Origin of the sequence: Spirillospora sp. NPDC029432 (assembly GCF_040703975.1) — a bacterium.
Lineage (GTDB): Bacteria > Actinomycetota > Actinomycetes > Streptosporangiales > Streptosporangiaceae > Spirillospora.
The window spans coordinates 1-26,856 of the sequence record NZ_JBEZWH010000028.1; the positions used below are offsets into that span (position 1 = coordinate 1).

General features: G+C 71.8%; 26 protein-coding genes. 16 read left to right on the forward strand and 10 right to left on the reverse strand.

The window, feature by feature from the left end:
* From AB0881_RS22170 to AB0881_RS22190, 5 genes are all read left to right on the forward strand, one after another.
* On the forward strand, positions 1-122 hold a 122-nt coding region (locus AB0881_RS22170; RefSeq protein WP_366619522.1), incomplete at its 5' end, for a RecQ family zinc-binding domain-containing protein.
* A 104-nt stretch (positions 123-226) separates the two neighbouring features.
* Positions 227-1,300 (forward strand): septum site-determining protein Ssd, encoded by a 1,074-nt coding sequence (gene ssd / locus AB0881_RS22175; RefSeq protein ID WP_366619370.1) that lies wholly within the window; start codon positions 227-229, stop codon positions 1,298-1,300.
* Positions 1,297-2,466, forward strand: a complete 1,170-nt coding sequence (locus tag AB0881_RS22180) for a TadA family conjugal transfer-associated ATPase (protein WP_366619371.1) — start codon at positions 1,297-1,299, stop codon at positions 2,464-2,466. Before ssd ends, AB0881_RS22180 begins: the two co-directional genes overlap by 4 nt.
* 712 nt (positions 2,467-3,178) lie before the next feature.
* The gene (locus tag AB0881_RS22185; RefSeq protein ID WP_366619373.1) at positions 3,179-4,048 is read left to right on the forward strand and encodes a type II secretion system F family protein; all 870 of its coding nucleotides are present in this window, start codon (positions 3,179-3,181) and stop codon (positions 4,046-4,048) included.
* Positions 4,049-4,578: 530 nt separating this feature from the next.
* Positions 4,579-5,229, forward strand: coding sequence for a type II secretion system F family protein (locus AB0881_RS22190; protein ID WP_366619375.1), 651 nt, complete (start codon positions 4,579-4,581; stop codon positions 5,227-5,229).
* A gap of 164 nt (positions 5,230-5,393) precedes the next feature.
* Here AB0881_RS22190 and AB0881_RS22195 read toward each other — a convergent pair whose 3' ends face one another.
* The 3 genes from AB0881_RS22195 to AB0881_RS22205 form a co-directional block, all read right to left on the reverse strand.
* A complete protein-coding gene (locus tag AB0881_RS22195; protein WP_366619377.1) occupies positions 5,394-5,726 on the reverse strand; it encodes a cyclic-phosphate processing receiver domain-containing protein in 333 nt (110 codons plus the stop codon).
* Between the two features lie 426 nt (positions 5,727-6,152).
* Positions 6,153-7,694: a methionine--tRNA ligase gene (locus AB0881_RS22200; RefSeq protein WP_366619379.1), complete on the reverse strand. Its 1,542-nt coding sequence runs from the start codon at positions 7,692-7,694 to the stop codon at positions 6,153-6,155.
* A 184-nt stretch (positions 7,695-7,878) separates the two neighbouring features.
* On the reverse strand, positions 7,879-8,367 hold the full coding sequence (locus tag AB0881_RS22205) for a GNAT family N-acetyltransferase (protein ID WP_366619381.1): 489 nt from the start codon (positions 8,365-8,367) through the stop codon (positions 7,879-7,881).
* A gap of 106 nt (positions 8,368-8,473) precedes the next feature.
* Here AB0881_RS22205 and AB0881_RS22210 point away from each other — a divergent pair, with 106 nt between their 5' ends.
* From AB0881_RS22210 to AB0881_RS22240, 7 genes are all read left to right on the forward strand, one after another.
* On the forward strand, positions 8,474-8,752 hold the full coding sequence (locus tag AB0881_RS22210; protein ID WP_366619383.1) for a DUF6191 domain-containing protein: 279 nt from the start codon (positions 8,474-8,476) through the stop codon (positions 8,750-8,752).
* Positions 8,753-9,118: 366 nt separating this feature from the next.
* Entirely contained in the window at positions 9,119-9,274 is a 156-nt protein-coding gene (locus AB0881_RS22215) for a hypothetical protein (protein WP_366619385.1), read from the forward strand.
* A 143-nt stretch (positions 9,275-9,417) separates the two neighbouring features.
* On the forward strand, positions 9,418-9,612 hold the full coding sequence (locus tag AB0881_RS22220; RefSeq protein ID WP_366619386.1) for a DUF4244 domain-containing protein: 195 nt from the start codon (positions 9,418-9,420) through the stop codon (positions 9,610-9,612).
* A gap of 53 nt (positions 9,613-9,665) precedes the next feature.
* A complete protein-coding gene (locus AB0881_RS22225; RefSeq protein ID WP_366619388.1) occupies positions 9,666-10,019 on the forward strand; it encodes a TadE family type IV pilus minor pilin in 354 nt (117 codons plus the stop codon).
* A 93-nt stretch (positions 10,020-10,112) separates the two neighbouring features.
* Positions 10,113-10,412 (forward strand): Rv3654c family TadE-like protein, encoded by a 300-nt coding sequence (locus tag AB0881_RS22230; RefSeq protein ID WP_366619524.1) that lies wholly within the window; start codon positions 10,113-10,115, stop codon positions 10,410-10,412.
* A 288-nt stretch (positions 10,413-10,700) separates the two neighbouring features.
* Positions 10,701-11,897, forward strand: coding sequence for a hypothetical protein (locus AB0881_RS22235; RefSeq protein ID WP_366619390.1), 1,197 nt, complete (start codon positions 10,701-10,703; stop codon positions 11,895-11,897).
* Positions 11,898-12,008: 111 nt separating this feature from the next.
* Complete coding sequence (locus AB0881_RS22240) at positions 12,009-12,353, forward strand: hypothetical protein (RefSeq protein WP_366619391.1); 345 nt, start codon at positions 12,009-12,011, stop codon at positions 12,351-12,353.
* Positions 12,354-12,379: 26 nt separating this feature from the next.
* Here AB0881_RS22240 and AB0881_RS22245 read toward each other — a convergent pair whose 3' ends face one another.
* Complete coding sequence (locus tag AB0881_RS22245) at positions 12,380-14,686, reverse strand: DEAD/DEAH box helicase (protein WP_366619393.1); 2,307 nt, start codon at positions 14,684-14,686, stop codon at positions 12,380-12,382.
* 254 nt (positions 14,687-14,940) lie between these two features.
* On the opposite strand from AB0881_RS22245, the gene AB0881_RS22250 reads away from it, so the two are divergent.
* The 4 genes from AB0881_RS22250 to AB0881_RS22265 all read left to right on the forward strand — a co-directional run bounded on the left by AB0881_RS22250 (position 14,941) and on the right by AB0881_RS22265 (position 19,805).
* On the forward strand, positions 14,941-15,294 hold the full coding sequence (locus AB0881_RS22250; protein ID WP_021597910.1) for an STAS domain-containing protein: 354 nt from the start codon (positions 14,941-14,943) through the stop codon (positions 15,292-15,294).
* A 14-nt stretch (positions 15,295-15,308) separates the two neighbouring features.
* Positions 15,309-15,752 carry an ATP-binding protein gene (locus tag AB0881_RS22255; protein ID WP_366619395.1) on the forward strand — a complete coding sequence of 148 codons (444 nt, stop codon included), beginning with the start codon at positions 15,309-15,311 and terminating at the stop codon, positions 15,750-15,752.
* A gap of 804 nt (positions 15,753-16,556) precedes the next feature.
* Entirely contained in the window at positions 16,557-19,025 is a 2,469-nt protein-coding gene (locus AB0881_RS22260; protein ID WP_366619397.1) for a sodium-translocating pyrophosphatase, read from the forward strand.
* A 309-nt stretch (positions 19,026-19,334) separates the two neighbouring features.
* The gene (locus AB0881_RS22265) at positions 19,335-19,805 is read left to right on the forward strand and encodes a histidine phosphatase family protein (RefSeq protein ID WP_366619399.1); all 471 of its coding nucleotides are present in this window, start codon (positions 19,335-19,337) and stop codon (positions 19,803-19,805) included.
* A gap of 15 nt (positions 19,806-19,820) precedes the next feature.
* Here AB0881_RS22265 and AB0881_RS22270 read toward each other — a convergent pair whose 3' ends face one another.
* The 6 genes from AB0881_RS22270 to AB0881_RS22295 form a co-directional block, all read right to left on the reverse strand.
* Positions 19,821-22,073, reverse strand: a complete 2,253-nt coding sequence (locus AB0881_RS22270) for an FUSC family protein (protein ID WP_366619401.1) — start codon at positions 22,071-22,073, stop codon at positions 19,821-19,823.
* A 119-nt stretch (positions 22,074-22,192) separates the two neighbouring features.
* Positions 22,193-23,404 (reverse strand): phosphoserine phosphatase SerB, encoded by a 1,212-nt coding sequence (serB, locus tag AB0881_RS22275; RefSeq protein ID WP_366619403.1) that lies wholly within the window; start codon positions 23,402-23,404, stop codon positions 22,193-22,195.
* Positions 23,405-23,468: 64 nt separating this feature from the next.
* Positions 23,469-24,497, reverse strand: coding sequence for an S-adenosylmethionine:tRNA ribosyltransferase-isomerase (locus tag AB0881_RS22280; RefSeq protein WP_366619405.1), 1,029 nt, complete (start codon positions 24,495-24,497; stop codon positions 23,469-23,471).
* The gene (locus AB0881_RS22285; RefSeq protein ID WP_366619407.1) at positions 24,494-25,111 is read right to left on the reverse strand and encodes a hypothetical protein; all 618 of its coding nucleotides are present in this window, start codon (positions 25,109-25,111) and stop codon (positions 24,494-24,496) included. Before AB0881_RS22285 ends, AB0881_RS22280 begins: the two co-directional genes overlap by 4 nt.
* Positions 25,111-25,914 (reverse strand): MFS transporter, encoded by an 804-nt coding sequence (locus AB0881_RS22290; RefSeq protein WP_366619409.1) that lies wholly within the window; start codon positions 25,912-25,914, stop codon positions 25,111-25,113. The genes AB0881_RS22285 and AB0881_RS22290 overlap by 1 nt, the downstream gene beginning before the upstream one ends.
* Positions 25,911-26,612: an SDR family oxidoreductase gene (locus AB0881_RS22295; RefSeq protein WP_366619411.1), complete on the reverse strand. Its 702-nt coding sequence runs from the start codon at positions 26,610-26,612 to the stop codon at positions 25,911-25,913. The genes AB0881_RS22290 and AB0881_RS22295 overlap by 4 nt, the downstream gene beginning before the upstream one ends.
* Positions 26,613-26,856 lie beyond the last annotated feature (244 nt).

Here is a 26,856-nt window from a genome sequence, read left to right on the forward strand (position 1 = left end):
GCCGCCGCGTCCGCCTGCTCGACTACTTCGGCCAGCCCGCCATGCCCTGCGGCAACTGCGACACGTGCCTGTCGCCGCCGGAGTCCTGGGACGACCACTCTCCGGCCCGCGGGCCCGGCTGAGCCGCGGCCGCCCGCCGCGCGAAGTTATCCACAATCCCGGCAGCCCCTACCGCCCCCGATCGCGGCCGCCGCATGGTGGAGCTCCCAGAACGGCGGGAGGCCCCATGACCATCGCGGCCATGATCGCGACCGGAGACCCTTCGATCACCGACGACCTGCTGCGGCTGGCGGCCGCCGCGGACGTCGAGATAGAACTCGTCCACGAGGCCGAGCACGCGCGGCAGAACTGGCACTGGCCGTCGCTCATCCTGGTCGGCGGCGACCTCGCCGGCGAGATCGCCGCCCGCACCCCCGACCGGCGCCCGGGCGTCGCCCTGGTGGCCGCGGCCGGCGACACCGCCGACCCGTACCGCCGGGCCGTGGAGATCGGCGCGCAGGACGTCGCCCGGCTGCCCGGCGACGAGACCTGGCTCATCGACGCGCTGGCGGCCGCCGCCGAGCCGGCCGAGGGCTGGGGCACCCTGATCTCCGTCCTGGGCGCCACCGGCGGCGCCGGCGCCAGCGTGCTGTCCGCCGCCCTCGGCCTCACCGCCGCCCGCGACGGCCTGCGCACGCTGCTGATCGACGGCGACCCGCTGGGCGGAGGCATCGACCTCGTACTCGGCCTGGAGGAGCAGCAGGGAGCGCGCTGGCCGCACTTCGCCACCCGCCAGGGCCGCCTCAGCGCCGCCAACCTCTACGAGGCGCTGCCGCGCCTGGGCGACCTCTCCGTCCTCTCCTGGCACCGCGGCGGCCCCACCGAGGTCACCGGCGACGCGACCGGCGCCCTCCTCGACGCCGCCGTCCGCGGCTTCGACCTCGTGATCGCCGATGTCCCGCGCCACCAAGGGGAGATCGGGCGGCGCGCCCTCCGCGCGGCGGACGTCACCCTCCTCCTGGCGCCCGCCGAGGTGCGCGCGACGATGGCCGCCGACGACCTGCTGAGCACCCTCCGCGACGACGTCCGCGACCTGCGCCTCGTCGCGCGCGGCCCCTCCTCCAACGGAGTGACCCCGGACCTCATGGCCCAAGCGCTCGACCTCCCCCTGGCCGGAGCGTTCGACAGGGACCGGAAGCTGGCCGCGGCACTGGAGACGGGCGACCTCGCGGGCTCCCTGCGCCGCAGCTCCACCGGCGACTTCTGCTCCCGCCTCCTGGCCTCCCTCGACTTCGGCCGCCCCCTGGAGCAGGCCGCATGACGACCATCCCGCCGAGCCTCTCCGCCGCCGTACGCGGCCGCCTGGCCACCACCGCGGCCGAGCCCACCCCCGGCCGTGTCGCGGCCGCCCTGCGCGCCGAGGAGCGCCTCCTGGGCGATCGCGAGGTACTGGCCCTGGCGGACGAATTACGCGCCGAGTTCGTGGGAGCGGGCCCCTTGGAGCCCTTGCTGCGCTCCCCGGACGTCACCGACGTCCTCGTCAACGGCCCCACGGAGGTCTGGGTGGACACCGGCGCCGGCCTGACCCGTACCGCGACGAGGTTCCCGGACGAGGCCGCGCTCCGCCGCCTCGCCCAGCGCCTCACCGCCGCCGCGGGCCGCCGCCTCGACGACGCCTCCCCGTACGCCGACGCCCGCCTGCCCGGCGGCATCCGGCTCCACGCCGTACTGCCGCCGATCGCCCCGAACGGCACGTGCCTGTCCCTGCGCCTCCCCCGCCGTCGCGCGTTCACCCTCGACGAGCTCGTCGCGGCGGGCACCGTCCCGCCCGCCGGCGCCGGCCTCCTGTCGGCCGTCGTGACCGCCCGGGCCGCCTTCCTGGTGACCGGCGGCACCGGCACGGGCAAGACCACCCTCCTCAGCACGCTCCTGTCCATGGCCGACCCCGGCGAACGCCTCGTCCTGGTCGAGGACTCCGCCGAACTGAGCCCCGACCACCCCCACGTCGTCCGCCTGGAGGCCCGCCCGCCCAACGTGGAGCAGGCCGGCGGCGTGACCCTCCACGACCTCGTCCGCCAGGCCCTCCGAATGCGCCCCGACCGCCTGGTCGTAGGGGAGGTCCGCGGTTCGGAGGTGGCGAGTCTCCTAAACGCCCTGAACACCGGCCACGAAGGAGGCTGCGGCACCTTGCACGCGAATACGGCCGCCGACGTCCCCGCCCGCCTGGAGGCCCTGGGCTGCGCCGCGGGCCTGTCCCGCGAAGCCGTCCACAGCCAGGCCGCGGCGGCCCTGGACCTGGTGATCCACATGACCCGCGCCCCCAACGGCGGCCCCCGCCGCATCTCCGAGATCCGCCTACTGACCCGCGCCCCCGACGGCTACGTCACCGCGACCCCCGCCATCTCCTTCACCCCGACCGGCACCCCGACAACCGCTCCCGGCGCCGCCCTCCTAGCCACCCGCCTCCCCCAGTGGACCCCTCCCTGACCCACGCCCCCGGCGCCAACCGCAGCAGCTCTCTGCCGCTCCCAACCACGAGCTGTTCCCTCAGCTGCCCCTAAGCCGTCCACGAGCTGTTCCCGAGCCGTCCCACGAGCCGTACCGCAAGCTGTCCCACGAGCCGTTCCCGAGCCGTCTCAAGGGCCGGTCCCCATGAGCCGCCCAAGAGCGGGAACCGAAACGCGCGGACACGAACGCGCGGACACGAACGCGCGACACGAACGCGCGGACACGAGCGTGTGGGCACGAGCGTGTGGGCACGACGTTGCACGTGTGGTGGGCGGAGTCCGGGCTCGGACGCAGCGAGCGGCGCTGTTCAACGAGACGTTCCGTGGGCCCTTCAACGAGCCGTTCCATGAGCTGGGAGTCGTTCCATGAGCTCTAGCTGTTCGACAGCCGTTCCACGAGCCCAACCCGCCCACCGAACTGCCCGCCACCGGCGTCGGCGATGCCTACGACGAGGTGAAGGCCGACCCTTGGCAGCGCCTGGCCGCTCGCCTCACCACGACCGCTGCCTGTACCCGGCTGTTCGCCACAGCTCGAACACTTTCGCGCCGACCGGGGCTGACTCACAAAGATGCCGCCCGAGTCGGCGACGGGCGCGACTACCGCTGGAGGGGAGCGTTCTTGTCGACCGTACGGCTCGGTTGTGGAAGCGGCGCAGTTCACGAACGGTGCTGTTGACGAAAGGAGGACCGGCATGGTGGCCCTCATCGGGTTTGCAGCGGCTTGCGCGGCTGTCCTGCTCTGGCGGCTGGCCAAGCCGAAGGCGGCGGAGCGTCGCCTGAGGCGGCTGCTCGTACCAGAGCACCCGAAGAGCAGATGGGGGCGGCGCCTCCTAGCGCAACTTGTTCGGCACGTACGCGCGCGGACGGATGCTGTGGGCGAGCGCAATAAGTCGGCGCAGCGATGGCGGGACGGGGTCATCGAGTTATGCGACGGCATGGCGTCAGAACTTGCCGCAGGCCGTACGCCGGACGAGGCGTTCGCCATAACCGCGGCGTTGCTCGATCAGCGCATCGCCGTGGAATTGCTGGAGCTGGTTCCGGCTGGTGTGCCGCCGCCATCCGGCTTCACTCGACGGCAGCGCCCCGCGGAGGTGAGCGCGGGGATACGAAGCCCGCTGATCGAGCATGCGGGACGAGTGGCAGGAACGCTGCCCCCGCGGGTACTGGAGGCGCACGGTTCACCAGTCGAGCGACTGGAGGAACTGGCCTCGCGGCCGGGGGCGGAAGGACTCCGTCTCCTCGCCGCCTGCTGGCGGATCGGCGCCGAGCGGGGCGGCTCTCTCGCCACGGTTCTGGACGGCCTCGCCGCCGCACTGCGGGACGAGGAGGCGCAACGCCAAGAGATCGCGACGCAGCTCGCCGGACCCCGCGCGACGGCGCGGCTGCTCGCAGGTCTGCCGGTCCTGGGTCTGAGTATGGCGGCCGCGTTAGGAGCGGACCCGCTGAGGTTTCTCTTCGCCACTCTCCCCGGAATCGGATGCCTGCTCGGAGGAGTCACCCTCAACGCCCTCGGCCTCTGGTGGACCAGCCGCCTGGCCGAAAGTGCGGCGGAGCTTCGATGAGGACAGCTCCTGAGTCAGACGAATTTCCGCCCCTGCCTCCGCCGCCCTCGTGGTGTCGGTCGCGGAGGTGAAGGCGGGGGAGGAAAGCGCGGGCACGTGTCGGTTCGGGAGGGGGGATCATGCTGGTTTTGGCGGCCGTGGTTCGTTTCGGTGCGCGGGTATTTTCGTTGCCTCGTTCGGCCTCGCCTGCGGCGCGGAGGCTCAGGCGTCAGCTCGCCGTCCGGGATGCTTCCGTTGCGAGGACAGGAAACGATCTTCCTGGGGTGAGCAGAGGGTTTTTCGGCGGTGGTCGATGGGCTGGAGATCGCTTCTCGCGCAAGTCTCGGAGGTGGCTTGTTCGGCAGCGGGCTGGGGGCGGAGGCCACTCCCCGTCGGGACGTGTGACGCCACTTTTCCAAGAGCCATGGGGCCGGCGCCGCGTCCCCCTTCTCGGCCAGGATGAGCAAGGTCGTTCGCAGAGCAGGCCGCAACGTCGGTGGAGCAATGGATCTGCTGGTGAATCGCACCCACGATCGGCGCATTCTCCAGGCGTGCCGGACTCGGCCTCGAAGCAGCATGTGGCTGAGCGGCAAGGCCGCGAGAAATTCTTGCGGTCGGTCGCGACCGCAATGGCAGGTCTCGTCTGCGTGGCGGTGATCGGCGGGGTTCTCGGTGCCGGGCTCGGGATCCTGGCAGGGGTGGCGGTCCACCGTTCGTTCGGACGGGTCGCTCGTCAGGAAGACAGGCGGCGCCGCGCGCGCCTCATCGCCGACCTGCCTATCGCGGTGGACCTGCTTGCCGCGTGCCTGCGCGGCGGTACGCCATGGAGCGAAGCCGTGGAGGCCGTGGCCGGTGCGGTCGGCGGTCCGCTCGGTGAGGATCTGCATGGAACGGCCGCGCAGATAAGGCTCGGAGCGGACCCTGAAGCGGCCTGGCTGGCCCTTGCTGAAGAGCCCGCGTTAGCGCCCTTGGCACGTACTGCGATACGAGCCGGACAGAGCGGCGCCGCGCCTGCGGGGCCTCTCGAACGGCTCGCGCGGGACCAGCGGCGCACGGCCCGCACGGCCGCCGCCGCGCGCGCCCGAACCGCGGGCATCATGTCGCTCGCTCCGCTCGGCGCGTGCTTCCTGCCCGCGTTCGTTCTCCTCGGAGTCGTCCCGGCGATCGCCTCGATCGCCACCACGATTCTCCTGCCGTGGTGATGTACGAGATTCGGCGATATGGGGATGTGGGCGCCTGGAGTTCGAGTGGCCGGGGGCGAGTGGCGCGGACGGATCCGCTGGTCGAGATCCAAGCCAGGGGGGAGGTGCTGCGGCAACAATGGCGGAGCGGCGGGATCGCTTGGCGGAACGGTGGGAAGTGCTTCTCAGGAGTTCGTGGACGCTGGTGCCGTCACCTGCCGGACTCGATAATTCCAACGCTTGAGCGCCCGGACGACCGTCTCCGCGCCGATCGGATTCGCGCTGTGCACGTAGACCGTGCCGATCGTGAACGGGTGGCCGTCGAAGGCCGCCCGTTCCAGCAGGATCACGACCGGCATGATGCTGTCCTCGCCGCCCAGATCGTGGTCGAGCCACAGCTCGTCGATCTCACAGGCACGGTGCTCTTCGAGCAGTTGGACGCCCTCCTGGCTGGTACGGGCGATCCGGCTCGCCCGGGGGAAGGCGCGCAGGTCGTCGATCGCGAGGATGACCGTCATCGGAACTCCCAGTACTGGCATCGCCTGGACATCGTTACAGCCTGCTCCGCTAGGGCGGTGGGCGCGTCCGGGATTGCTGAAGAACGCTGCGGATCCCGCTCCCCGGTAGGAGTGAGCGCCCGAAGGCTTCTTGAGGCTGGACCGGCGGCAGGATGTAAACGTATCGCTGCTCCCAGCGTCCACGGTCACCGCTTGGGCATCGCACGGCGAGACGCATGTTCGGGGACACGGCGGACCGCCGTTCTTCGTTCCACCGAGCATGTGCGACCACCTGCTTCGGATCGGAGCGGGACATCTTTTTCTCCAGGTGATCGGGCCTCATTCGTGACGGCGGCGCGCGCGGGCCGCCGAGGTTGCGGTCGATCTGAGCGAGGCGGCGACAGGAAGAGGGCTGCCTGCGGTGGACTGCGCGCGAGGGTTCGCGGGCTATGACGGTGATGTTGATGCGGGTGCGGCGGCCAGTCTTCGGAAGACCGGCGCGGGGCTGGGGAGTCGTCCCTCAAGGGGTGTGCACTGTTGGTTGATGCGGTACGCGGCGTCCGGCAGGAAGGGCTGCAGGTGCTCGGCGACCGCTCGGCATGAGCGGACGAGCGTCGCCAGCACGGCATCGAGCCGTCGGGCGGCTTGATCGTCACCGGTGCGTTCGGCTTTGGCCAGCTCCCAGGGGCGGACGTGGCTGATGTAGCGGTTGGCCTGGTCGGCGATCGCCCACACCGCCGCGGTGGCGCGGCGGAAGTCGAAGTCAGCCAGCGCGGCGTCGACGAAATCCGGTGCCCGGTGGATTGTTGCGTCCAGCTCCTGGGCTTCGGGGGCCGGTCCGTCGTCACCCGCGGGAACCTGACCGTCGCGGTAGCGGTGGAGCATGGAGACGACCCGGTTGACGAGGTTGCCGACGCCGTTGGCGAGTTCGTCATCGGAGCGATGGACGAGCCGGTCGGCGGTGAAGTCGGCGTCCCCGACCCGTGGCACTTCGCGCAGCAGCCACCAGCGGACCGCGTCGGTGCCGTACCGCTCGACGAGCGCGGCCGGATCGACGGTGGCACCGCCCGATTTGCTGATCTTGCGGCCGTCGGCGGTGAGGTAGTCGTGCACCAGGATGTCGGTCGGCAGCGGTTGCCCGGCCGACAGCAGCATGGCCGGCCAGTAGACGGCATGGAAGCGCAGCACTCCCTTGCCGAGCAAATGAACGCGGCGTTCGGCGCCGTCCCACCAACGCCGCTTGTCTGCGCTTCCGGTGCCATGGCCGAGTGCGGTGAGGTAATTGCCCAGTGCGTCCCACCATACGTAGATCACCTGTCCGGGATCGCCGGGTACGGCGATGCCCCAGCCGCGCGCCCTGGCGGTGGACCGGGAGATGGAGAAGTCCTCCAGGCCGCCGGCTATGAAGGCGAGCACTTCGTTGCGGCGTTCGGCGGGTTCTATGCGCAGCGTGCCGGTGGCGATCAGGTCGTGGAGGCGATCGGCGTAGCGGGACAGGCGGAAGAACCAGTTCTCCTCAGCGACCCGCTGCGGCCGGGTGCCGTGTTCGGCGCACCGGTCATCGATCAGTTCCGCTGGCGTGTAGAACTGCTCGCAGCCGACGCAGTACAGGCCTTCGTAGTGCTTGCGGTAAAGGTCGCCCGCCTTGGCGCAGGCCTGCCAGAAGCGTTCGACGCCGGCCCGATGCCGAGGGTCCCGGCTGGTACGGATGACGTCGTCCACCGAGAGCGACAAGGGTTCGGCCAACGCGACGAAGGCGGCGGCGTTCTCGTCGACGAATTCCTGGACATCGACACCCGCGGCCTCGGCGGCCAGCACGTTCTTCAGCGAGTTGTCGTCCGTACCGGTCTGGAACCGGACGTGGTCGCCCCGTTGGCGGCGATGGCGGGCGAGGACGTCGGCCTGGACGAGTTCCAGCGCGAAGCCCAGATGCGGGCGAGCGTTGACGTACGGGATCGTGGTGGTGATGTAGGTGTGCGGTGCAGTCATTGGGAACCTCCAGATTTCTGGGGCTCCGATCGCGATACCGATCGAGGCCCCGTACCAGGTACCAGGGCCTCGCAGCGATCAGTCCGTGCGGCGTCAGCGGCCCCGAGAGCGGGGCATCATCACGTGATCGGCGAACGGACTCATACCGGCAGCGTAATACCAGTGCCCTGTGGATTCCGTTCATTTACTGGCGATGCGCGGGGCAGGCGCCCGTTCCGGGTACGTGTGGCGCGCGCTTCGCGGGCTTGCCCGCGCTCTCTCGGCCGGTCGTCACACGACCACCGCAGGCGCGGTCGGATGGCCAGGCAATCAGGGTGTCGAGCTGGGCTTTCTCTGCATGACGCTGCATCGCCTCAAGGAGTGCGGCTCCGATGCCCCGGTCGCGGTGTGACGGCGTGACGAAGAAGTTCGTCACATAGCCGATCGGGGCGTTCCTGGCGTAGGGCTCTGGCATTCTCTCGACCAGTTGGAGGAAGACATGGCCGCAGATACGGCCGCCTGATTCGGCGACCCAGGCCAGCCATCGGCCGCTGTCGAGCCGGTCCCGGATCCAACATTCGGCCTGCTCCAGGGGCCGGGCCTCTTGCGATGGCCGTCCATCGTGGTCCTCCTGCTTGAACACCCAGCGCAGTTCGGCCAACGCCTTGGCGTCGGTGGGGCGCGCCAGCCGCACGGGGCATGGGCGCACAGACCACGCCACTTCGTGCCTCGACAGGCGTTCCCTCGGTGTCCGGAGGCAACCAAACCTCGCATGGGCACGTTGATCGATCATGGATGGGATGCTGGCGTGGCCGTTGGCGATCTTGCTGATCGTGGTGTTCGTGGCCGAACGGCTCTGGCGGTGGGCGCGCGGTGTGCACAAGTCCGACAAGTCGGCGTCGGCGGCCGGCCTCGAAGAACTGACGGCCTTGTTCTACGGATCGAAACGCCTGGAGCAGGAGCAGCGCGAGATCGAGTACATGCTCCGCGATGAAGAGTCCGACGGCGCACCACCCGCGAACTCAATGGACCTCGATGTCGGAGTTGCCAGGATTCGCCGACAGCGAAGAACAGAATGACACCTCCACGAGCGGGTGCTTCATCGCGGGCTGCTGTCGCAGGTGAGCTTCTGTGACTCCTGGGGGCTCAACGTGTTCGTGCGGCTGTGCGGGCAGTGGACGCGGCCGGCGAAATGATGCTTGTGGGGCCGGGGCCCGGTTGGCGGAGAGGCTGATGGGCCGAGCTGGACGGCCCTATCCATGTCTGTGAGGTGCTCCTAGAGCTTCCGGAGGTGTGATCCGGTCTCCTGCTGATATGGGTCCGGGCGCTGGCTGAGCTGTTGGGTTTCCGTCGGGGTGCTGAGCAGCCGGCGGCCGTGCCCCGTACTGGGCGATCCGGCGCGGACATTCCGCGCACCCTTCTCAATCGGTGTGCATTCGGTGGCCATGCTCCGCACCACATACGCGCACTGGTTCGAAGGGCTCGAAGCGATGGGCAACGCGCGCGTGGACGCCGCCCTTGCAGACGGCGACGCGGTGACCAGCGAAAACCTGGGCGACGGGCCAGTCACGGGCCAGCGAGGCAAGCGCGACGCGGGTTGACCGCACACATGCTGGTCAGGGTCATGGAGCGGCCGGCATCACTCTTATCCACAGAACGGCGTTCTTCTGGTGTGAGAGTCGCGCTCGTCGGACCCTTGATTTGGGCGCAGGGGGCGTCCGACCCAGGGGGAAAGGGGCCTCGGATGGGGGTCATCACGACGGCGGTGCGGCGATGGCGGCGGGCCGCGGGCGATGTCGGTATGTCCACGGCCGAGTACGCGGTCGGCGTGATCGCGGCGACGGCGTTCGCGGGACTGCTCTTGAAGATCGTCACGAGCTCGGAGATCCAGGGCCTGCTCGTGGCGCTCATCAAGCGCGCCCTGCGGCAGGCCGGGTGAGGTGGTCATGGCGAGGGCGACAGGAGGACGAGGGGGACCAGGGGGACCAGGGGATGGTCACCGCGGAGATCGCTGTCGCGCTGCCGGCGCTCGTGCTGGTCACCGCGTTCAGCATGTGGGGCGTGACCGCGGCGTCCGTTCAGGTCGCCTGTACGGACGCTGCGCGCAGCGGTGCGCGGGCGGCGGCGCGGGGCGAGGCGCTTCCGGCGGTGGAGGCCATGGTCGCCGGGGCCCTCCCGGCCGGTGCCCGGGTGGAAGTCCGGCGTGATGCCGCCATGTCGCTGGTCGAGGTCAGCGTCCCGGTCGGCCCGCCGGGTCGTACCGATCTTCTGCCGCTCACCGTGCGAGCAGAAGCCAGGGCGGCGACGGAGCCCGGGGCGAATGCGGCGGGAGGGCCTGGATGGTGATGGGGGCGGTCGGGCGGGGCTGTGTGCAGGAGGAGGGGTGGGGTGGGAAGAGGGCGGGATCGGGGGGCGGGGGTTGTCTGGGTGGTCGCTTTCATGGGGGTTGTCTGGGCCGTGGGGTTGGCGGCCTTGGGGGTGGGGGCGGCGCGGGGGGCTCGGCATCGGGCTGATTCGGCGGCCGATCTGGCGGCGCTCGGGGGTGCGGGCCGGGCCGTGGAGGGGCGGGAGGTCGCCTGCCGGGTGGCGGCCGAGGTCGCGGAAGGGGGTGGGGCGCGGCTCTCGCGGTGTTCGGTGCGGGGCGCGGTCGTCGAGGTCTCGGTAACGGCGCGGTTCAGAGGGATGGAGGTGGTTTCTCGGGCCAGGGCTGGTCCTGTGGGATCTGAGGGCGTACCCTGACCATTCGAAGTTCGTTGTACGGGATGTCAATAGGTGTCGCGGAGAGGGAAACGGCTGAGGGTGCCCCTCTTTGTCGCCATCCTGTGACTTTTGCTACCCGGTGGTACGTTACGCTTCTGTAAGCGCACAGGTACCACTCGACACGACGGTTGCGACCGGCCCCCACCCCTCGCGCCCAACGGCGGGACGAACGAGTGAGGAGCCGTCGGCAGGGCGTTCGATGAAGGGATTGAGGCCGTGACCAGGATTCGCAGGACCGGTGCAATCTTGCTGGCCGCACCCCTTGCGATGGGACTCCCGGTTCTCGGCGCGACGCCGGCGCAGGCGGCCGAGTCGACGGTCAGTGCCCCGAAGAACGGCTCGGTGATCAGGAGCGGTTCGTCGGTGACGGCCAAGGCCTACTCGGCCTGGGTCTTCAAGACGGAGATGCGCGCCGTCATCCCGGGGTCGGGCGACACTTTCCTCACCAAGCGGGACATCGGCGCGGGCAACCTGTCGGCGACCATTCCGCTGCGCCGCAACGGCAAGTACGAGGTCTACATCAAGAAGGGCATCGGCGGCGTCGAGGCCCGCAGCACCTTCACGGTGAAGATCCCGCCGGCGCAGCCGAGTGGCGTGTCGGCGAAGGCCTCCGGCGGCAAGCTCACGGTCAGCTGGAACCTCGGCCTCGAGGACGACATCTCGGGCTACACGGTGAGCGCCGGCTCGGCGGGGTCGAAGAGCGGGTCGGCGGGCTCCCTGTGCTCGGGTACGAGCTGCAAGGCCACGTTCAGCGTTCCGGCGTCGGCGAGCGGGACGGTCCCGGTCAGGGTGCGCGCCAAGCGGCCCGACGGCCTCGGTGGTTCGGTGTCCTCCGGGATCGCCTCGACCAGTGCCTCGGTCGGCGGCGGTTCCACGGCGCCGGGCGGCGGGACGGGCTCGCTGCCGGGTTCGCCTCCCCCGAACGGCACGGCTCCGCTGACGCCGTTCAACGACCGGTCGCCCGTCACGCTGCCGTCGGTCCAGCCGGACGGGGCGACGCCCGGCTTCACCTATCCCGCCCCGCAGGTGGCCAACCAGGTGAACCCGAAGGCGGAGAACGCCTCGGCCGTCGACAGCCTGCAGTGGGGCCGCAGCGTCGGCATCGCGCTGATCCTGCTGGTCGTCGCCGCCCACCTCGGGACGTGGACCCGCAAGCTGCGCGTGGCGCAGAGCGGGGTGAGCGTGCAGGGCAAGGCGGCGCGCACAGCGCGCGGCGGCAGCGGGCGTACCCGGGTCCGCCGGGCCCGCGAGCAGATCGCGCGGGCCGAGGCCGTCGCCAAGACCAGCGAGATCGTCCGGCCGGCGGGGCCCGCGGGCGCCAAGAAGCCCGCGCCGGGCAAGGCCGGTGACACGGCCGCGCGGCGCCGTCCCGCGACGCTGGGCCGTTCCAGGAACGGTGTCGACGTGCGGATCGCCGACCCCAAGGGCCGGCACGCGGACGGCCGCGGGCGCCGCCGCAAGTAGCCGGAACGGGTGAGGCCGGCGCCCCTGGTGCCGGGGATCGGGAAGGGGTTAGGCTCCCTTGCCAACCAAGATCTGCCGAATCGTCCGGAGTTCCGGGAGGAGGCCCTCCGCATGATTTTCTTGGGGCTGCTGATCGCCGCCGGCGCGGTCGTGGCCGGGGCCGGTGTCGTCGCGGGCAACGCGGGCGCGGTGCGGCTCACCCTCTTCGGGGAGGCCGTCCCGGGCGTCACCGAGCAGTGGCAGGTCTTCATGGCCGGTGTCGTGGTGGCCATCCTGTTCATGACCGGGGTGCTGGTCGCCACGCTCGGCCTCAGGCGGGCGATGGACATCAGGCGTGAGCTGCGGGAGCTGCGGGACGAGCACGAGGAGTCCATGCAGACCCTGGAGATGGAGAAGCGCCAGCTGCAGCGGGAGCTGGCCAAGGCCCGTGGGCACGCCCCGGCGGCTCATAACTGACGTCCCCTAGCTGATGTGACGGCCCCCTAGTCGGCGGGGGCTTCGCGCAGTAGTTCGGCCAGGAGGGTCAGGGCGCCACGCTTGTCCAGCGGGTCGTTGCCGTTGCCGCACTTGGGCGACTGGATGCAGGACGGGCAGCCCGACTCGCACTCGCAGGCGGCGATGACGTCGCCGGTGGCCCGGAGCCATTCGGCGGCATCGGCGTAGCCGCGTTCGGCGAATCCGGCGCCTCCTTCGTGCCCGTCGTAGACGAAGACGGTCAGCAGGCCCGTGTCGGGGTGCACGGCGGTGGAGACACCGCCGATGTCCCAGCGGTCGCAGGTGGCGAAGAGCGGCAGCAGGCCGATCGAGGCGTGCTCGGCGGCATGCGCGGCACCGGCCAGGTCGAGATCGCCGAGGGCTTCGGTGCGTTCGGCGGAGAGCGTCCACCAGACGGCGCGCGTGCGGAGGGCGCGCGGCGGCAGATCGAGGGGCTTCTCGCCGAGCATCTCCCCTGTTTGGAGGCGGCGCATCTGGTAGCCGACGACCTGCCGCGTCACCTCGACCGTCCCGTACGCGAGCGTCGCCTCGCCCCAGGGGGTGGAACGGAGCCGTTCGACGATCCGGATGTCGGTGACGTCCCGCGCCGTGGTGGAGTAGTCGGGCTCGGCCGCCTCCACGAGCGCGACCGAGTCGTCCAGGTCGAGCGTCTGGACGAGGTACGACTCCCCCTGGTGGATGTAGACGGCGCCCTCGTGGACGGTCGTGTGCGCCGACGCTTCGTCGACCGTCCCCAGGAGGCGCCCCGTGGACGCTTCGACGACCTGGATGGGGGTGCCGCCGGCGCCGCGGATGTCGGCGAGGTCCGTGGCCCGCTCCCGGCGCGTCCAGTACCAGCCGGCTGGGCGGCGCCGCAGGAGGCCGCGGCGGACGAGGTCGGGGAGGAGGTCCGCGGTGGCCGGGCCGAAGAGCTCGGCGTCGTTCTCGGTGAGGGGCAGCTCCGAGGCGGCCGCGCAGAGGTGCGGCTCCAGGACGTAGGGGTTGTCGGGGTCCAGGACGGTCGCCTCCACCGGCGTGCCGAAGATGGCCTCCGGGTGGTGGACGAGGAACGTGTCCAGGGGATCGTCCCGGGCGACCAGCACGGCGAGGGCCGCCTGCCCCGAACGGCCCGCGCGTCCCGCCTGCTGCCAGAGCGACGCGCGCGTGCCCGGCCAGCCGCAGACGACGACCGCGTCCAGCCCGGAGACGTCCACGCCGAGCTCTAGCGCGTTGGTGCTGGCGAGGCCGACGAGCGAGCGGGTACGGAGCGCCTCCTCCAAAGCGCGGCGTTCCTCCGGCAGGTATCCGGCACGGTAGGCGGCGACCTGGTCGGCGAGGCCCGGCGCGACGTCGTGCAGGGCGCGCTTGGCGCCGAGCGCCACCGACTCGGCGCCGCGGCGGGACCGTACGAAGGCGAGCGTCTGGACACCCTCGACGACGAGGTCCGCGAGGAGGTCGCCAGCCTCCGCCGTCGCGGTACGGCGCACGGGCGCGCCCCGTTCGCCGCGGAGGTCGGTCAGCGGCGGCTCCCAGAGGGCGAACGTGGCCGGTCCCCTCGGGGAGGCGTCGTCGTCGACCGCGACCACGTCCAGCCCGGTGAGGCGGGAGGCGGTCGCGGCGGGCTCCGACGTGGTGGCCGAAGCGAGGATGAACGTGGGCTCCGTGCCGTAGCGGGCGCATACCCGCCGCAGGCGGCGCAGGACGTGCGCGACATGGGAGCCGAACACGCCCCGATACCCGTGCGCCTCGTCGATGACGACATACCGCAGCCGCCTGAGGAACGAGTTCCAGCGCGCGTGGGCGGGCAGGATCGAGCGGTGCAGCATGTCCGGGTTGGTGAGGACGTAGTTGGCGTGCTGCCGGACCCACGTGCGCTCGTCGCGCGGGGTGTCGCCGTCGTACGTCGCCGCCCGTACGCGCGTCAGCCGCAGCGCGCGCAGGGCGCGGAGCTGGTCGGCGGCGAGGGCCTTGGTCGGCGAGAGGTAGAGAACCGTTCCCTCGCGGCGGGCCTCCTCGTCGTAGATGGCGGCGACGGAGGGCAGCAGGTAGGCCAGCGATTTTCCGGACGCGGTGCCTGTGGCGATGATCACAGACCGGCCGGCGAAGGCGTGCTCCGCGGCGGTCGCCTGGTGTTCCCAGGGGGCCTCGACACCCGCCGCGACCAGCCGTTCCACCAGCAGCGGCGGCGCCCAGTCAGGCCATCCGGAACGCCGTCCCGGACGCGCCGGAACGCTCTCCACATGGGTGATCCGATCGCGGCGCGCGGCGTCCGCGAGCAGCCGTTCCAGCGGAGAAGAAGATCTTTGAGGGGCCATCAGGTTTTCAGTTTGCCAGCCTGGGCAAAACTCAGGGAACGCCCCGGCGCCGGCGGCTGCGCACCCCCTGCCATGACCGGCGGATCACCAGGTCAGACGGGATGGCTCGAACTTTCGCCTGAGTGGGCGATTAGCTGCGTACCGGGCGCCGGAGCGTGGTTGAATCACGGGCGAAGTCCCGTTGCCCCGGCCGGCCAGACACAAGGGTCCGGCGGTCGCGGGATCGAAGTGAGCTGTACGGCGCTGGAGGATCTGTGGACCTGAAGGTGAACGACTACACCACCGACGATGGCCTCACGGTCATCAACGTGGAGGGCGAGATCGACGTCTACACGGCGCCGAAGCTTCGGGAGAAGCTCATCGACCTGGTCAACAAGGGGAAGTTCCACCTTCTCGTGGACATGGAGAAGGTCGAGTTCCTCGACTCCACCGGGCTCGGCGTCCTGGTCGGCGGTCTCAAGCGGGTGCGGGCGCACGACGGCTCCCTGGAGCTGGTGTGCACCCAGGAGCGCATCCTCAAGATCTTCCGGATCACCGGGCTGACCAAGGTCTTCGGCATCCACGACTCGATCGCCGAGGCCGAGGAGAAGCGCAAGGGCGCGAAGTAGCGGCCCCGCGGAAGATGGCGACCGTTGAGCTCTCTTTCAGTGCGCTGCCCGTTCACGTCCGCACGGCCCGGCTGATCGTCACCGCCGTGGCGCGCCGCAGCGGCGTCGCCGAGGCCCTGCTGGACGAGGTGCGGCTGGCGGTCGGCGAGGCGTGCTCCAGAGCCGTGGAGGCGCACCGCCGGCACTGCCCGGACGAACCGGTGCGGCTGGAGTTGAGCGGCGCCGGCCGCCGGTTCGAGGTCATCGTGAGCGACACCGTCCCCGAGGACGGCACCGCGACCGCGATCCCCGAAGTGGGCACGCCGGAAGAGGAGATCGAGCACGTGTGGGACGCCGGCACGGCCGAGCTGGGCCTGGCGGTCATCGCCGGGCTCGCCGACGACGTGGACATCGAGTCCACGCCGAAGGGCGTCCAGATCCGGATGAGCTGGCCCGCGGAGGCCGACGCCCCCGCCTGAGCAGCGCCCGAGCAGGAACAGGACGGAGACCCCACCCCCGGGGCCTCCGTCCTTTTTCACGTTCTGGACGCGCCTGTACGCGCGCAGGAGGCGTTCAGGGCGCTCCCGCGGGGTCCGGGGTCAGCCGCCGGTGCCGAACGGGGTGTCGATCACGTAGCGCCGGCCGCCGTCCGGTGACCGGCGCAGGACGTCGGCGGCGGTGCCGGTGAGGTCGGTGCCGGGCCGGTCATGGTCCAGTCGACGATCAGGAGGGCGAGGTCGCCGGCGACCCGGCCGGGGCCGCTGACGGGGTGGCCGCTGCCTGGACGGCAACTGGTTTTTCACCGGGGGGCGGTGGTGGCGGGTGTTTACCGTGGGCGACCAGTGGGGTTCGTGTGACTCCGGTGACGTGTGTGTTGAAGAGTTATGGGATCGTCTTCCCGGCGATCATGAGCGCGCCCCGTATTGCGGTCTGAATAGATCTTGAATTTATGTCTGGCTATATCGGGCTTCGCGGCAGGCTCTCCGCATCAAGATCGAATTCTCTCATGGACCATGATCGCAAAGCGGGCGACCCGGTGCATCGCTCCTACCTGGGCTGATGGAGTGCCCGGTGGCTTTCGGGGCAAATTCGGGCGTAGCGCGGATTGCTTTTCCGTGACGTCCTCATTGAGCTGCTGAAAGTCTTCTCATTCGGCACCGGCCTGCGTAGACTCCCCGAACCCGCGTTGCCGTGCGGGCGTCTAAAGCGCCACCCGCCTGGGTACGCGGTAAAGATCGTCTAAAAGGCGATCGAGATCGCAACGCCCCTGTCGAGGAGGACGGATGTCTGGGCTTTCCCTGTCAAGCCCGGCCGGCGCAGAAGTGGATCTCGGCGGCGGCGACCTCTCCCTGGTCGTCGTCGTCGCAGTGATCGCGCTGCTGGCCCTGGCCGTCGCGGGCGGTCTGGTGCGCGAGGTACTCGCCGCAGGCCAAGGCACCGAGAAGATGCAGAACATCGCGCGCGCCGTCCAGGAGGGCGCCGGCGCTTATCTCAAACGCCAGTTCCGCACGGTCGCGATCTTCGTGATCCTGATCCCGCTCGTCCTGCTCCTGCTCCCCGCCGACTCCACCGGCGAACGGATCGGGCGCTCGGTCTTCTTCGTCATCGGGGCGGCGTTCTCGGCCGTCACCGGGTTCGCCGGCATGTGGCTGGCGGTGCGCGGCAACGTGCGGGTCGCCGCGGCGGCCCGCGAGGAGGGCGGCGAGCGGCGCGCGATGCGGATCGCGTTCCGCACCGGCGGCGTCGCCGGCATGTTCACCGTCGGCCTCGGGCTGTTCGGGGCGGCGGTCGTCGTGCTGGCCTACAAAGGGGACGCCCCCAAGGTGCTGGAGGGCTTCGGGTTCGGCGCCGCGCTGCTGGCCATGTTCATGCGAGTCGGGGGCGGGATCTTCACCAAGGCGGCCGACGTCGGCGCCGACCTGGTGGGCAAGGTCGAGCAGGGCATCCCCGAGGACGACCCGCGCAACGCCGCCACCATCGCCGACAACGTGGGCGACAACGTCGGCGACTGCGCCGGGATGGCCGCCGACCTGTTCGAGTCGTACGCGGTGATGCTGGTCGCGGCGCTGATCCTCGGCACCGCGGCGTTCGGTACGGAGGGCCTGGTCTTCCCGCTGATCGTGCCGATGATCGGCGTGATCACCGCGGTGATCGGGATCTTCGCCGTGGCGCCGCGCGACAGCGACCGGTCCGGGATGACGGCGATCAACCGGGGCTTCTTCATCTCCGCGCTGATCTCGGCGGTGCTGGTCGCGATCGCCGCGTTCGCCTACCTGCCCTCGTCGTTCGCCGAGCTGAGCGGCGTGAACGACCAGGCGATCCGCGGGCTGGACGCCGACCCGCGGCTGGTCGCGTTCGGCGCGGTGCTGATCGGGATCGTGCTGGCCAGCGCCATCCAGCTGCTGACCGGCTACTTCACCGAGACCAACCGCAAGCCGGTCAGGGAGGTCACCGACAGCGCCCGGACGGGCCCCGCGACGGTGATCCTGTCGGGCATCTCGCTCGGCCTGGAGTCCGCGGTCTACACGGCGCTGGTCATCGGCGGCGCGGTGTACGGCGCGTTCCTGCTCGGGTTCGGCAACACCACGGTCGCGCTGTTCGCGGTGGCCATGGCCGGCACCGGGCTGCTCACCACGGTCGGCGTGATCGTGTCGATGGACACCTTCGGCCCGGTCTCCGACAACGCGCAGGGCATCGCCGAGATGTCCGGCGACGTCCAGGGCGAGGGCGCGGCCGTGCTGGAGCGCCTGGACGCGGTCGGCAACACCACCAAGGCGATCACCAAGGGGATCGCGATCGCGACCGCGGTGCTGGCGGCGACGGCGCTGTTCGGGTCGTTCCGGACGACGGTCGTGGAGGCGCTGTCCAGCGCGTCGAACGAGGCCCGCGACGCGCTCGGCGGGTTCGCGAGCTTCAGCCTCTCGATCGACCACCCGAACGTGCTGATCGGGCTGATCATCGGCGCGGCGGTGGTGTTCCTGTTCTCCGGTCTGGCGATCATGGCGGTGGGCCGGGCGGCCGGCCGGGTGGTCGTCGAGGTGCGCGAGCAGTTCCGCACCAAGCCCGGGATCATGGACTACAGCGAGACGCCCGACTACGACCGGGTCGTCGACATCTGCACCCGGGACGCGCAGCGCGAGCTGGCCACCCCCGGACTGCTGGCGATCATGACGCCGATCGCGGTCGGGTTCGCCCTCGGGTACGCGCCGCTCGGCGCATTCCTCGGCGGCGCGATCGCGGCGGGCGTGCTGATGGCGGTGTTCCTCGCCAATTCCGGCGGCGCCTGGGACAACGCCAAGAAGCTCGTCGAGGAGGGGTACCTCGGCGGCAAGGGCAGCGCCGCGCACGAGGCGACGGTGATCGGCGACACGGTCGGCGACCCGTTCAAGGACACCGCGGGCCCGGCGATCAACCCGCTGATCAAGGTGATGAACCTGGTGGCGCTGCTGATCGCGCCCGCCGTCGTGACGTACGCGGCCAACGCGCCGCTGCGGATCGGCATCACCGTGGCCGCGGTCGCCGTGGTCGTCGCCGCGATCGTGATCTCCAAGCGGCGGGCCGACCCGATCGGCTCGGGGGCCTCGGAGCCCCCGGTCGAGGGCTCCGGCGAGCCGGCCGCGGCGGTCGGCACGGGCGCGGCGGCCGGTGACGCCGCCCGTTCCGTGGGGTCCGGTACGGAGGGCGCCGAGCCCGCCGACCAGAAGACGGCCGCTCCGGGCAAGGAGGAGACCTCCTCGGTCAACAAGGCCTGAGCCGTACGTGAGGAAGGGGCCGGCGTCCGCCGGCCCCTTTCGCGTGCCCGGGGCCGGTTGGGCACGGGGTGGGTCAGGGCTTCGCGGGGGCGGTCGTACGCTGTAACCGGAACCGCGTTCGAGGAGCGGTCGTGAACGGTGGGACGGTAGGAGACGACTGTGAGTGAGGGCGAGAAGTCCACGATTTCCGGGCCCAAGGGCTTCGCCATTGTCCTCGGCGGGATGCTCGGGATCATGCTGGTCCTCTGGGCTATCGCCGCGCTGGTGGCGCCCTGACCGGAGGCCGCGGGCCCGGCTAGGGTGACGGGCATGCCTTCCCTCATCGTGCTCCGCCATGCCAAGGCCGCCGCCGGGCTGGGCCTGGCCGACATCGACCGGCCGCTCACCGACCGGGGGCGGCGCGACGCCGCGGCGGCGGGGGAATGGCTGCGCGGCGCGGCCCTGGCGCCCGACCTGGTGCTGTGCTCGACCGCGGTGCGGACCCGCGAGACGCTGGACGGGCTGGCGTTCACCACCAGCGAGGTCGCGTACGAGGCGTCGATCTACGACAACGACCCGGAGGCGCTGCTGTCGCTCGTCCGGGAGACCGGGGACGAGGTCGACACGCTGCTGCTCGTCGGCCACAACCCGTCCGTCCACCAGCTGGTGCACGACCTGACCGGGAGCGCACCGGAGTCGTTCCCCACCTGCGCGCTCGCCGTGATCGACGTGCCGGGCGGCTGGGCGGAGGCCTGGCCCGGCACGGGCGACCTCACCACGTTCCGCACCCCGAAGGGCTGACCGCGGCGGCGCCCGTCAGGCGCCGAGGACCTTCTGGGAGCTCTCGATGAGGGTCTCGGTGTCGCCGCGCAGGGAACGGGCCGCGTAGCGGGTGCTGGACGCCTGGAGCAGCGCGTGCCGCAGCGGCGTGAACTCGTCCGCGCCCACGCCCTGCCTGATCTCCGCGCGGCGGCGCCGGGCGAGGGCGGACAGGTGCGTGTCGAGGGCGGTGAACTCCTCGTCGAGGCGCTCGCCGGGGGACGGGGCGTCGGTGTCCTCCTCCGGCGGCCCGGGGTCGTCGATGGCGTCGGCGGCCTCCTCCAGGCTGTCGGCGAGGCGGTCGAGGATCTCGGGCAGCGGGCCGGCGTCGACCTCCTCCTCGCGCACCATGCGGCCGATCGCGATCAGGTGGTCGCGGACGCGGTGGGCGGAGTCGGCGATGGTGCCCAGGCGGTCGATCCGTTCGAGGTCGGGCAGCCGTTCGTGGCCGAGCTGGGTGATGGTCTCCGCGATCGACTCGGCCTCCCGTTCCGCGTCGGCGAGCTCCTCCAGAGGGAGGCGCTCCTCGCGGCCGTCGACGACGGCGGCGGTCGTGCGGATGAGCTTGGCGTGGACGCCGAGGAGGCGGCCGAGCTGGCGGGGGAGGCGCTCGGTGTGGCCGGCGGGCCAGAGGAGCCGTACGGCGAGGAACGCCATGAGCCCGCCCGCCAGGGTGAGCGCGATGCGCCCTCCCGCGTCGGTCCAGTCGGACGGTACGGAGAAGTCCAGCAGCATCATCGCCAGGGGCGTCCCGAAGAGGGCCCAGTAGGAGAAGTTCAACGACCGTAGTGCGAACCCCACCAGCGCGATGAAGAAGATGACGATGGCGGTCGCGGTGTGGTCGGGCGTAAGGGTCAGCAGGACCGCGGCGATGGCGGACCCGACGGCCGTGCCCCCTACACGCTGCACGACGTTGTTGATGGTCTCCCCGTAGGTGCCGCGCAGGCTCATCATGGCGGTGAGGACCATCCAGTGCCCGTGCGGCAGTTTCAGCGCCGCGGTCAGGGCCATGGCCAGTACGGCGACGAAGACGATCCGGCCCACCCGGCGGAACCCGGGGGTGCGGTTGCGGACGGCGCGCCCGAGCTGCTCCCACGTGCTGGACGGGCCGGTGGCGTCGGCGGGAATCAGGCGCGGCGGGCCGAAGCCGATCCGGATGCCGCCGGCCGCGACCCGGCGGGCGGCGTCGACGCTGCCCGCGATGCGCTCCACGGACCGCCGGATCTGGCCGATCAGCGCGACCGCGACCAGGTCCTCGTCACCGGCCAGCCCGGCCCGCCGGATCTCCTCGCTCTTGCGGCCGAGGCGGCGGATGGCGGCGGACTCGGCGGTGCCCAGCGGCGCCTCGCGGGTCCGCGCGACCGCGCCGGCGACCAGCCGTACCCGGGCCGCCAGCGCCGCGACGGCGATCTTGCCCTCCTCCTCCCAGCCGCGCTCGGGCGGGCGGCGCCGGGCGGCCTCGATGGCCGAGCGCAGCGCGACGGTCTCCTGCATGATCCGCGCCAGCGAGTCGATCAGCCGCTCGGGCCGGGTCGGCTCCCGGCGCTGCCGCCCGGACCGGTAGAAGTCGTACGTGGCGCGGGCGGCCGTGAGCGCCTGCGAGGCGGCCCGGCGGCTCTCCTCCCAGTCCGGCTTGCGGGTGACCTCCGCCAGTTCGGGATCGTCCAGCTCGACGGCCTCCAGGACGCTCGCGTCGGGCCGGCCGATGTCCTCGGCGACGGCGTCCAGGGCCTCGGCGACGGCCGCGGCGGCCTCGGCCAGGGTGCCCCGCAGCGGCCGCAGCCGCCGTACCGGCCAGGGGGCCAGCAGCAGGGCGCAGGCGAACAGCCCGCCGACCAGTTCCAGGAGGCCGTTATGGACCACGTCGCCGGCCGGCCGGACGGCGGTCAGCAGCACGGCCAGCCCGGCGGTCGGGCCGATCCAGTTGACCGCGTTGCCGAGGCCGACGATCAGCGGGACGACCGCGACCGCGAGCCAGTCGTGCCCGCTGAGGTTGCCGCCGAGCATCGCGCCCAGGGTGATGATCAGTACGGCGCTGGCGAGGTTGCGGGCGCGGGCGCCGTACGGCCCCTCAGGCGCCCTCAGGGCGACCAGGTACGCGCCCAGGGCGATGATGGACGCCTGCGGTTCGTGCCCGGTCAGCGAGCCGGTGAGCAGCGGGATGGCGACCGCGAGCGCGGCGGCGAGGCCGTAGAACGGCGCCACGCGTCCCTCGACGGGGGCGTACGCCTCCCGCAGCCGCTCCAGCACCGCTCGTCATCCCCCCGTACCGCTCCTGATGATCAGCATGTACCCGGATCGGGCGGAGCGATAGTCGTGCGCGCCCCGGGATCGCCGGGACGGCGGGGGCGGCAGGGACGGCGGGCCGGTCAGGCGTCGCGGAACGCCGCGTCGGCCGCGTCCGCCGCCTCGACCTCGTCCCGCGAGATGCCGAGGAGGAACAGGATCGTGTCCAGGTACGGCACGTTGACCGCGGTGTCGGCGGCCTGCCGGACCACGGGCTTGGCGTTGTAGGCCACGCCCAGCCCGGCCGCCTGGAGCATGTCCAGGTCGTTGGCGCCGTCGCCGATCGCGACCGTCTGGCTGACCGGGATCCCGGCCTCGCGGGCGAACCGCTCCAGCGCGGTCGCCTTGCCGGCCCGGTCCAGCACCGGCCCGACGACGCGGCCGGTCAGCTTGCCGTTCTCGATCTCCAGCGTGTTGGCGGCCGAGTAGTCGATCCCGAGGTCCTCCACCAGCGCGTCGGTGACCTGCGTGAACCCGCCGCTGACGATGGCGAACTTGTAGTCCAGCCGCTTGAGCGTGCGGACCATCGTGCGGGCGCCGGCGGCCAGCTCGACCTGCCCGCGCACCTCGTCGATCGCGCTCGCGTCCAGCCCGGCCAGCAGCGCGACCCGCTCCCGCAGCGAGCCCTCGAAGTCGAGCTCGCCGCGCATCGCGGCCTCGGTGACCTTGGCGACCTCGTCCAGGCAGCCGGCGTGCCGGGCGAGCAGCTCGATGACCTCGCCCTGGATCAGGGTGGAGTCGACGTCCATGACGATCAGCCGCTTGGCCCGCCTGTGCAGCCCGCCGTGCTGGACGGCCACGTCGACCTGCCGCTCGGCGGCCTCGATCGCCAGCCCGGCGCGCAGCGCCTCCGGGTCGGCGCCGGACACGTCCATCTCGATGCAGGTGACCGGGTAGTGCGCGAGCCGCTCGATGCGGTCGATGTTGGCGCCGCCGGCGGCGATCCGGCCCGCGATCCCGGCCATGGCGGCCGGCCGCAGCGGGGCGCCGAGCACGGTCACGTGCAGCCGCCCGCGGCGGCTCGGCAGGCCCTTGTCGCGCCCGGTCGACATCTCGATCTCCATGTCGAGATCGTTCGCGACCCGTTCGGCGGCGGTCCAGACCCGGCCGATGTCGGTGCCCTCGTCGTACGTCACGAGCACGCCGAGCACGAGCCGGCCGCGGATCACGACCTGCTCCACGTCGGCGACCGTGAGCGGGAACTCGGACAGTGTCCTGAAGAGGCGCGATGTCACCCCGGGGCGATCGCGGCCGGTGAGCGTTATGAGCAGCGTGCGCTGTGCTGACCCGTTCATGCTGTTCACAACGTTACCGGGCCGACCCGAAGGACCGCGCATCGTGTCCACCATACGGACGCCCTTACAGAAGGAGGTTGAGGTCGCCGAACTCATGCCAAAGGTAGTGCTCGGACAGAGCCGCCTCGTAGGCGGCCCTCAGGAGGTCGTGCCCGGCGATGGCCGTCAGCATCATGAGATGGGACGACCTGGGCTCGTGCAGGCCCGTGAGGAGCCCGTCCACGGCCCGTACGCCGCGCTCCGGGGTGACGATGTGGTCGGTCCACCCCTTGGCGGCCCGTACGTGCCCGGTGGCGTCCACGGCCGTTTCCAGGGCTCGTACGGCGGTCGTTCCTACGGCGATGACGCGGCCCTCCCCACTGGCGCGGACGTGTTCGACGATCGAGGCGGTCGTTTCGGGGACTTCGAAGCGTTCGGCGTAAGGGGGTTCGTGGGCTTCGGGGGAGGCGACGCCGGTGTGCAGCGTGATGGGGGCGATGAGCACTCCCCTGGAGACCAGGCGGGTGACCAGTTCCGTGGTGAAGGGACGGGCCGCGCTGGGCATCTCCGCGCTGCCCGTCTCCTTGTCGTACGCGAAAACGGTCTGGTACGCGGCCGTAGGCCACTCCCTGGGGACGTAGCCGTACCGGATGGGCATGCCATGGCGGCGCAGGTATGGGACGACGTCCGTGCTCAGGCGCGCCGCCCATAGGCGGTCGGTCTGCCGCCGTACGAGCGTGAGGTTGGCGCGCCCCGGCATCGGGATCCATTCGTCGGGGGAGCCGCCCCGGTAGGGGACGCTCGACTTGCCCGTACGGCGGCGCAGCTCCACCAGCCACAACCGGTCGTCGTCCCCGGGAACGGGCGTCGAGAAGTGCACGACGAGACGGTCGAGCCGCACGGCCGCGGGCAAGGTGGCCGAGGTGTTGACGACGAGCAGGTCTCCCGGACGCAGCAGCGCCGGCAGATCCCGGAAGTCGTGATGGCTCACCTCCCCTGTGGCGCGGTGCCCGACCAGGAGCCGTACGCCGTCGCGCCTACGGCTCAGCCGCTCTTCAGGAGGCTCGTGGGCCTCCAGGGTCCGTGGAAGCGCGAAGTCCACCAGTTCCGTCATGACGATGCTCCGATCCGGCGGGATGTAGGGCGGGGTGTGCGGCGGGATTCGAGGCGGAGGGCCGCGACGGCGCCGAGGCCCGCGATCGCGGCGAAGACGGCGCCCGCGACGCCGAGGCCCAGCGCGAGCCGGCCCGAGGTCCCGGTGCCGAACGCGGTGACGAGCGCGCCCGCGACGCCGACGACCAGGGACGAGCCGAGCATGTCGGCGATCTGGAGGGCGGAGGAGCTGGCGCCCTGCTCGTCCTCCGGAGACAGGCGCAGCATCAGGACGCTGAGGCTGCCGATCGCGAAGCCCATGCCGGCGCCGCCGATGATCCAGGTGACGGCGGCGGGCCAGCCGGACACCTGGAGGGTGAGCACGGACGCGGCGATCCCGGCCGTGACGAGGACGGCGCCGAGCCGGACGAAGAACGCCTGGGAGCGCCGCGACCGGCCCTGGTACTGCGACGCCGCCGACCAGCCGAGCGCCGCGACGGTGAGCACCACGCCCGCCTGCGTGGGGCTGAAGCCGTGCAGGGAGGTGAGGGCGAGGGGGATGAACACGTCCATGCCGAAGAACGCGCCCGACAGCAGTCCCCTGACCAGCACCACGCTGGGCAGGCCGCGCCGCATCAGCAGCGTTCCGGGAGGCAGCAGCCGGGGCAGGCCGGTGACGAGGCCGGGAGGCCCGCCAGGGCGACCGGGAGGATCGCCCAGCCGGGGTGGTCCAGCCCGTACAGGAGCGCGGCGGCGCCGGCCGCGGCGACGACGGCCGCCAGGTAGCGCTTGGACGCGCCGGGCGTCCGCGCCGGTTCGGTACGGCGCAGCCCGCGCATCGCCGGCACCAGCATCAGCGTCGGCGGGATCACGAGGGGGATCAGCCCCAGGAACACCCAGCGCCAGCCCAGCCGCTCGGCCGCCAGGCCGCCCAGCGCCGGGCCGAGCAGCGACGGCAGCACCCACGCGGCCGACAGCGCGGCGAACACGCGGGGCCGCAGCCGCTCCGGGTAGACGCGGGCGATCAGCACGTACGTGGCGACCATCGCGATGCCGGTGCCGACGCCCTGCACGGCCCGGCCGGCGACGAAGAGCCACATGGACGGCGCGGCGCCCGCGACCGCCAGCCCGGCCACGAACGTGCCCAGCCCGGCCAGCAGCGGCCGCGCCGGGCCGGAACGGTCCACCCAGCCGCCGCCCAGCACGGTCGACGGCAGGCCGGCGATCAGGGTGGCGCTGAAGCCCCACGCGTACAGCGCCAGCCCGTCCAGATCGCGGGTGATCACCGGCATCACGGTGCTGACGGCCATCGACTCGAAGGCCAGCAGCGTGACGACCAGGACGATGCCGATGGTGGACGCGCGGTGGCTGGGGCCGAGGACGCCCCGCTCCCGCGCCTCCCCGGCCCCCTGGACGGACGCGTCGATCGTGGTCGTCATCGGGCGGCCGCCAGGTCGGCGGCGCGGTACCGGCCGCTGGGCAGGCGGTCGGTGATCAGCCGGTGCAGGGCGGCCGCGGCCTCCTCGGGAGGCGGGGCGGCGTCGGCGTCCTCCCCCGCCTCGCGCAGCATCGCGGTGCGCATCTCGCCCGGGTCGGCCCACCAGACCGCGATGGCGGGCTCTTCGGCGGCCAGCACGTGGGACAGCTGCTCCAGGGCGGCCTTGGTGGCGCCGTACCCGCCCCAGGTCTCGTAGTCCTCGACGGCGGCGTCGGAGGTGATGTTGAGGACGGCGCCGCCTCGCTCGCGCAGCGCGGGCAGGAACGCCTGGATCAGCGCGAGCGGGGCCAGCGTGTTGACCTGGAAGGCCCGTTCCAGGTCCGGGAGGGGGTGGCCAGCGAGCCGCGGCATGGGCGTCGCGCCGAGGACGCTGGCGTTGTTGACGAGCAGGTCGAGCCCGCCCGCGTCGCGGACGGCGGCGGCCAGCGCCGCCCGGTGCGCGGTGTCGGCGACGTCGCCCGCCGCCGCGGTGACGTCCGCCCCGGCCGCCTCCAGTTCCCTGGCGGCCTCCTCCAGCGCGGGCGCGCCGCGCGCGTCGATGACGAGCCGCCAGCCGTCCTGGGCGAGGAGGCGGGCGAGGGCCTTGCCGAGGCCCCGCGAGGCCCCGGTGACGAGAGCCGTCTTCACTGTTCCGGTCATGTCCTCGACGCTAGAAAGGAAGGTCCGCGGAGGCATCGGGCGAGCGGTCCCGGGACGCCTCGCCCGATGGTCCTAGGACCTCCGTCCCGCGGCCCGCCGGAACGGACGAGGAGGGGGTAACCCGGCAGAGTGACAGGGAACGCCCCGGCCACTCCGGCAGGAGGCCCGGAACCGGCCGCTTCCTACACCGCTCGGCTGATTCGGCGGGGTCCGTCCGGGGAGTACGTTCTTCACTGACGGGGGC

What these genes read in the sequence shown, in the direction of transcription:
- ssd (WP_366619370.1), top strand. Translation starts at nt 227, where the DNA reads ATGACCATCGCGGCCATGATCGCGACCGGAGACCCTTCGATCACCGAC.
- AB0881_RS22180 (WP_366619371.1), top strand. Translation starts at nt 1,297, where the DNA reads ATGACGACCATCCCGCCGAGCCTCTCCGCCGCCGTACGCGGCCGCCTG.
- AB0881_RS22185 (WP_366619373.1), top strand. Translation starts at nt 3,179, where the DNA reads ATGGTGGCCCTCATCGGGTTTGCAGCGGCTTGCGCGGCTGTCCTGCTC.
- AB0881_RS22195 (WP_366619377.1), bottom strand. Translation starts at nt 5,726, where the DNA reads ATGACGGTCATCCTCGCGATCGACGACCTGCGCGCCTTCCCCCGGGCG.
- AB0881_RS22200 (WP_366619379.1), bottom strand. Translation starts at nt 7,694, where the DNA reads ATGACTGCACCGCACACCTACATCACCACCACGATCCCGTACGTCAAC.
- AB0881_RS22210 (WP_366619383.1), top strand. Translation starts at nt 8,474, where the DNA reads ATGCTGGCGTGGCCGTTGGCGATCTTGCTGATCGTGGTGTTCGTGGCC.
- AB0881_RS22215 (WP_366619385.1), top strand. Translation starts at nt 9,119, where the DNA reads ATGCTCCGCACCACATACGCGCACTGGTTCGAAGGGCTCGAAGCGATG.
- AB0881_RS22220 (WP_366619386.1), top strand. Translation starts at nt 9,418, where the DNA reads ATGGGGGTCATCACGACGGCGGTGCGGCGATGGCGGCGGGCCGCGGGC.
- AB0881_RS22225 (WP_366619388.1), top strand. Translation starts at nt 9,666, where the DNA reads ATGGTCACCGCGGAGATCGCTGTCGCGCTGCCGGCGCTCGTGCTGGTC.
- AB0881_RS22230 (WP_366619524.1), top strand. Translation starts at nt 10,113, where the DNA reads ATGGGGGTTGTCTGGGCCGTGGGGTTGGCGGCCTTGGGGGTGGGGGCG.
- AB0881_RS22235 (WP_366619390.1), top strand. Translation starts at nt 10,701, where the DNA reads ATGGGACTCCCGGTTCTCGGCGCGACGCCGGCGCAGGCGGCCGAGTCG.
- AB0881_RS22240 (WP_366619391.1), top strand. Translation starts at nt 12,009, where the DNA reads ATGATTTTCTTGGGGCTGCTGATCGCCGCCGGCGCGGTCGTGGCCGGG.
- AB0881_RS22245 (WP_366619393.1), bottom strand. Translation starts at nt 14,686, where the DNA reads ATGGCCCCTCAAAGATCTTCTTCTCCGCTGGAACGGCTGCTCGCGGAC.
- AB0881_RS22255 (WP_366619395.1), top strand. Translation starts at nt 15,309, where the DNA reads ATGGCGACCGTTGAGCTCTCTTTCAGTGCGCTGCCCGTTCACGTCCGC.
- AB0881_RS22260 (WP_366619397.1), top strand. Translation starts at nt 16,557, where the DNA reads ATGTCTGGGCTTTCCCTGTCAAGCCCGGCCGGCGCAGAAGTGGATCTC.
- AB0881_RS22265 (WP_366619399.1), top strand. Translation starts at nt 19,335, where the DNA reads ATGCCTTCCCTCATCGTGCTCCGCCATGCCAAGGCCGCCGCCGGGCTG.
- serB (WP_366619403.1), bottom strand. Translation starts at nt 23,404, where the DNA reads ATGAACGGGTCAGCACAGCGCACGCTGCTCATAACGCTCACCGGCCGC.
- AB0881_RS22280 (WP_366619405.1), bottom strand. Translation starts at nt 24,497, where the DNA reads ATGACGGAACTGGTGGACTTCGCGCTTCCACGGACCCTGGAGGCCCAC.
- AB0881_RS22285 (WP_366619407.1), bottom strand. Translation starts at nt 25,111, where the DNA reads ATGCGGCGCGGCCTGCCCAGCGTGGTGCTGGTCAGGGGACTGCTGTCG.
- AB0881_RS22290 (WP_366619409.1), bottom strand. Translation starts at nt 25,914, where the DNA reads ATGACGACCACGATCGACGCGTCCGTCCAGGGGGCCGGGGAGGCGCGG.
- AB0881_RS22295 (WP_366619411.1), bottom strand. Translation starts at nt 26,612, where the DNA reads ATGACCGGAACAGTGAAGACGGCTCTCGTCACCGGGGCCTCGCGGGGC.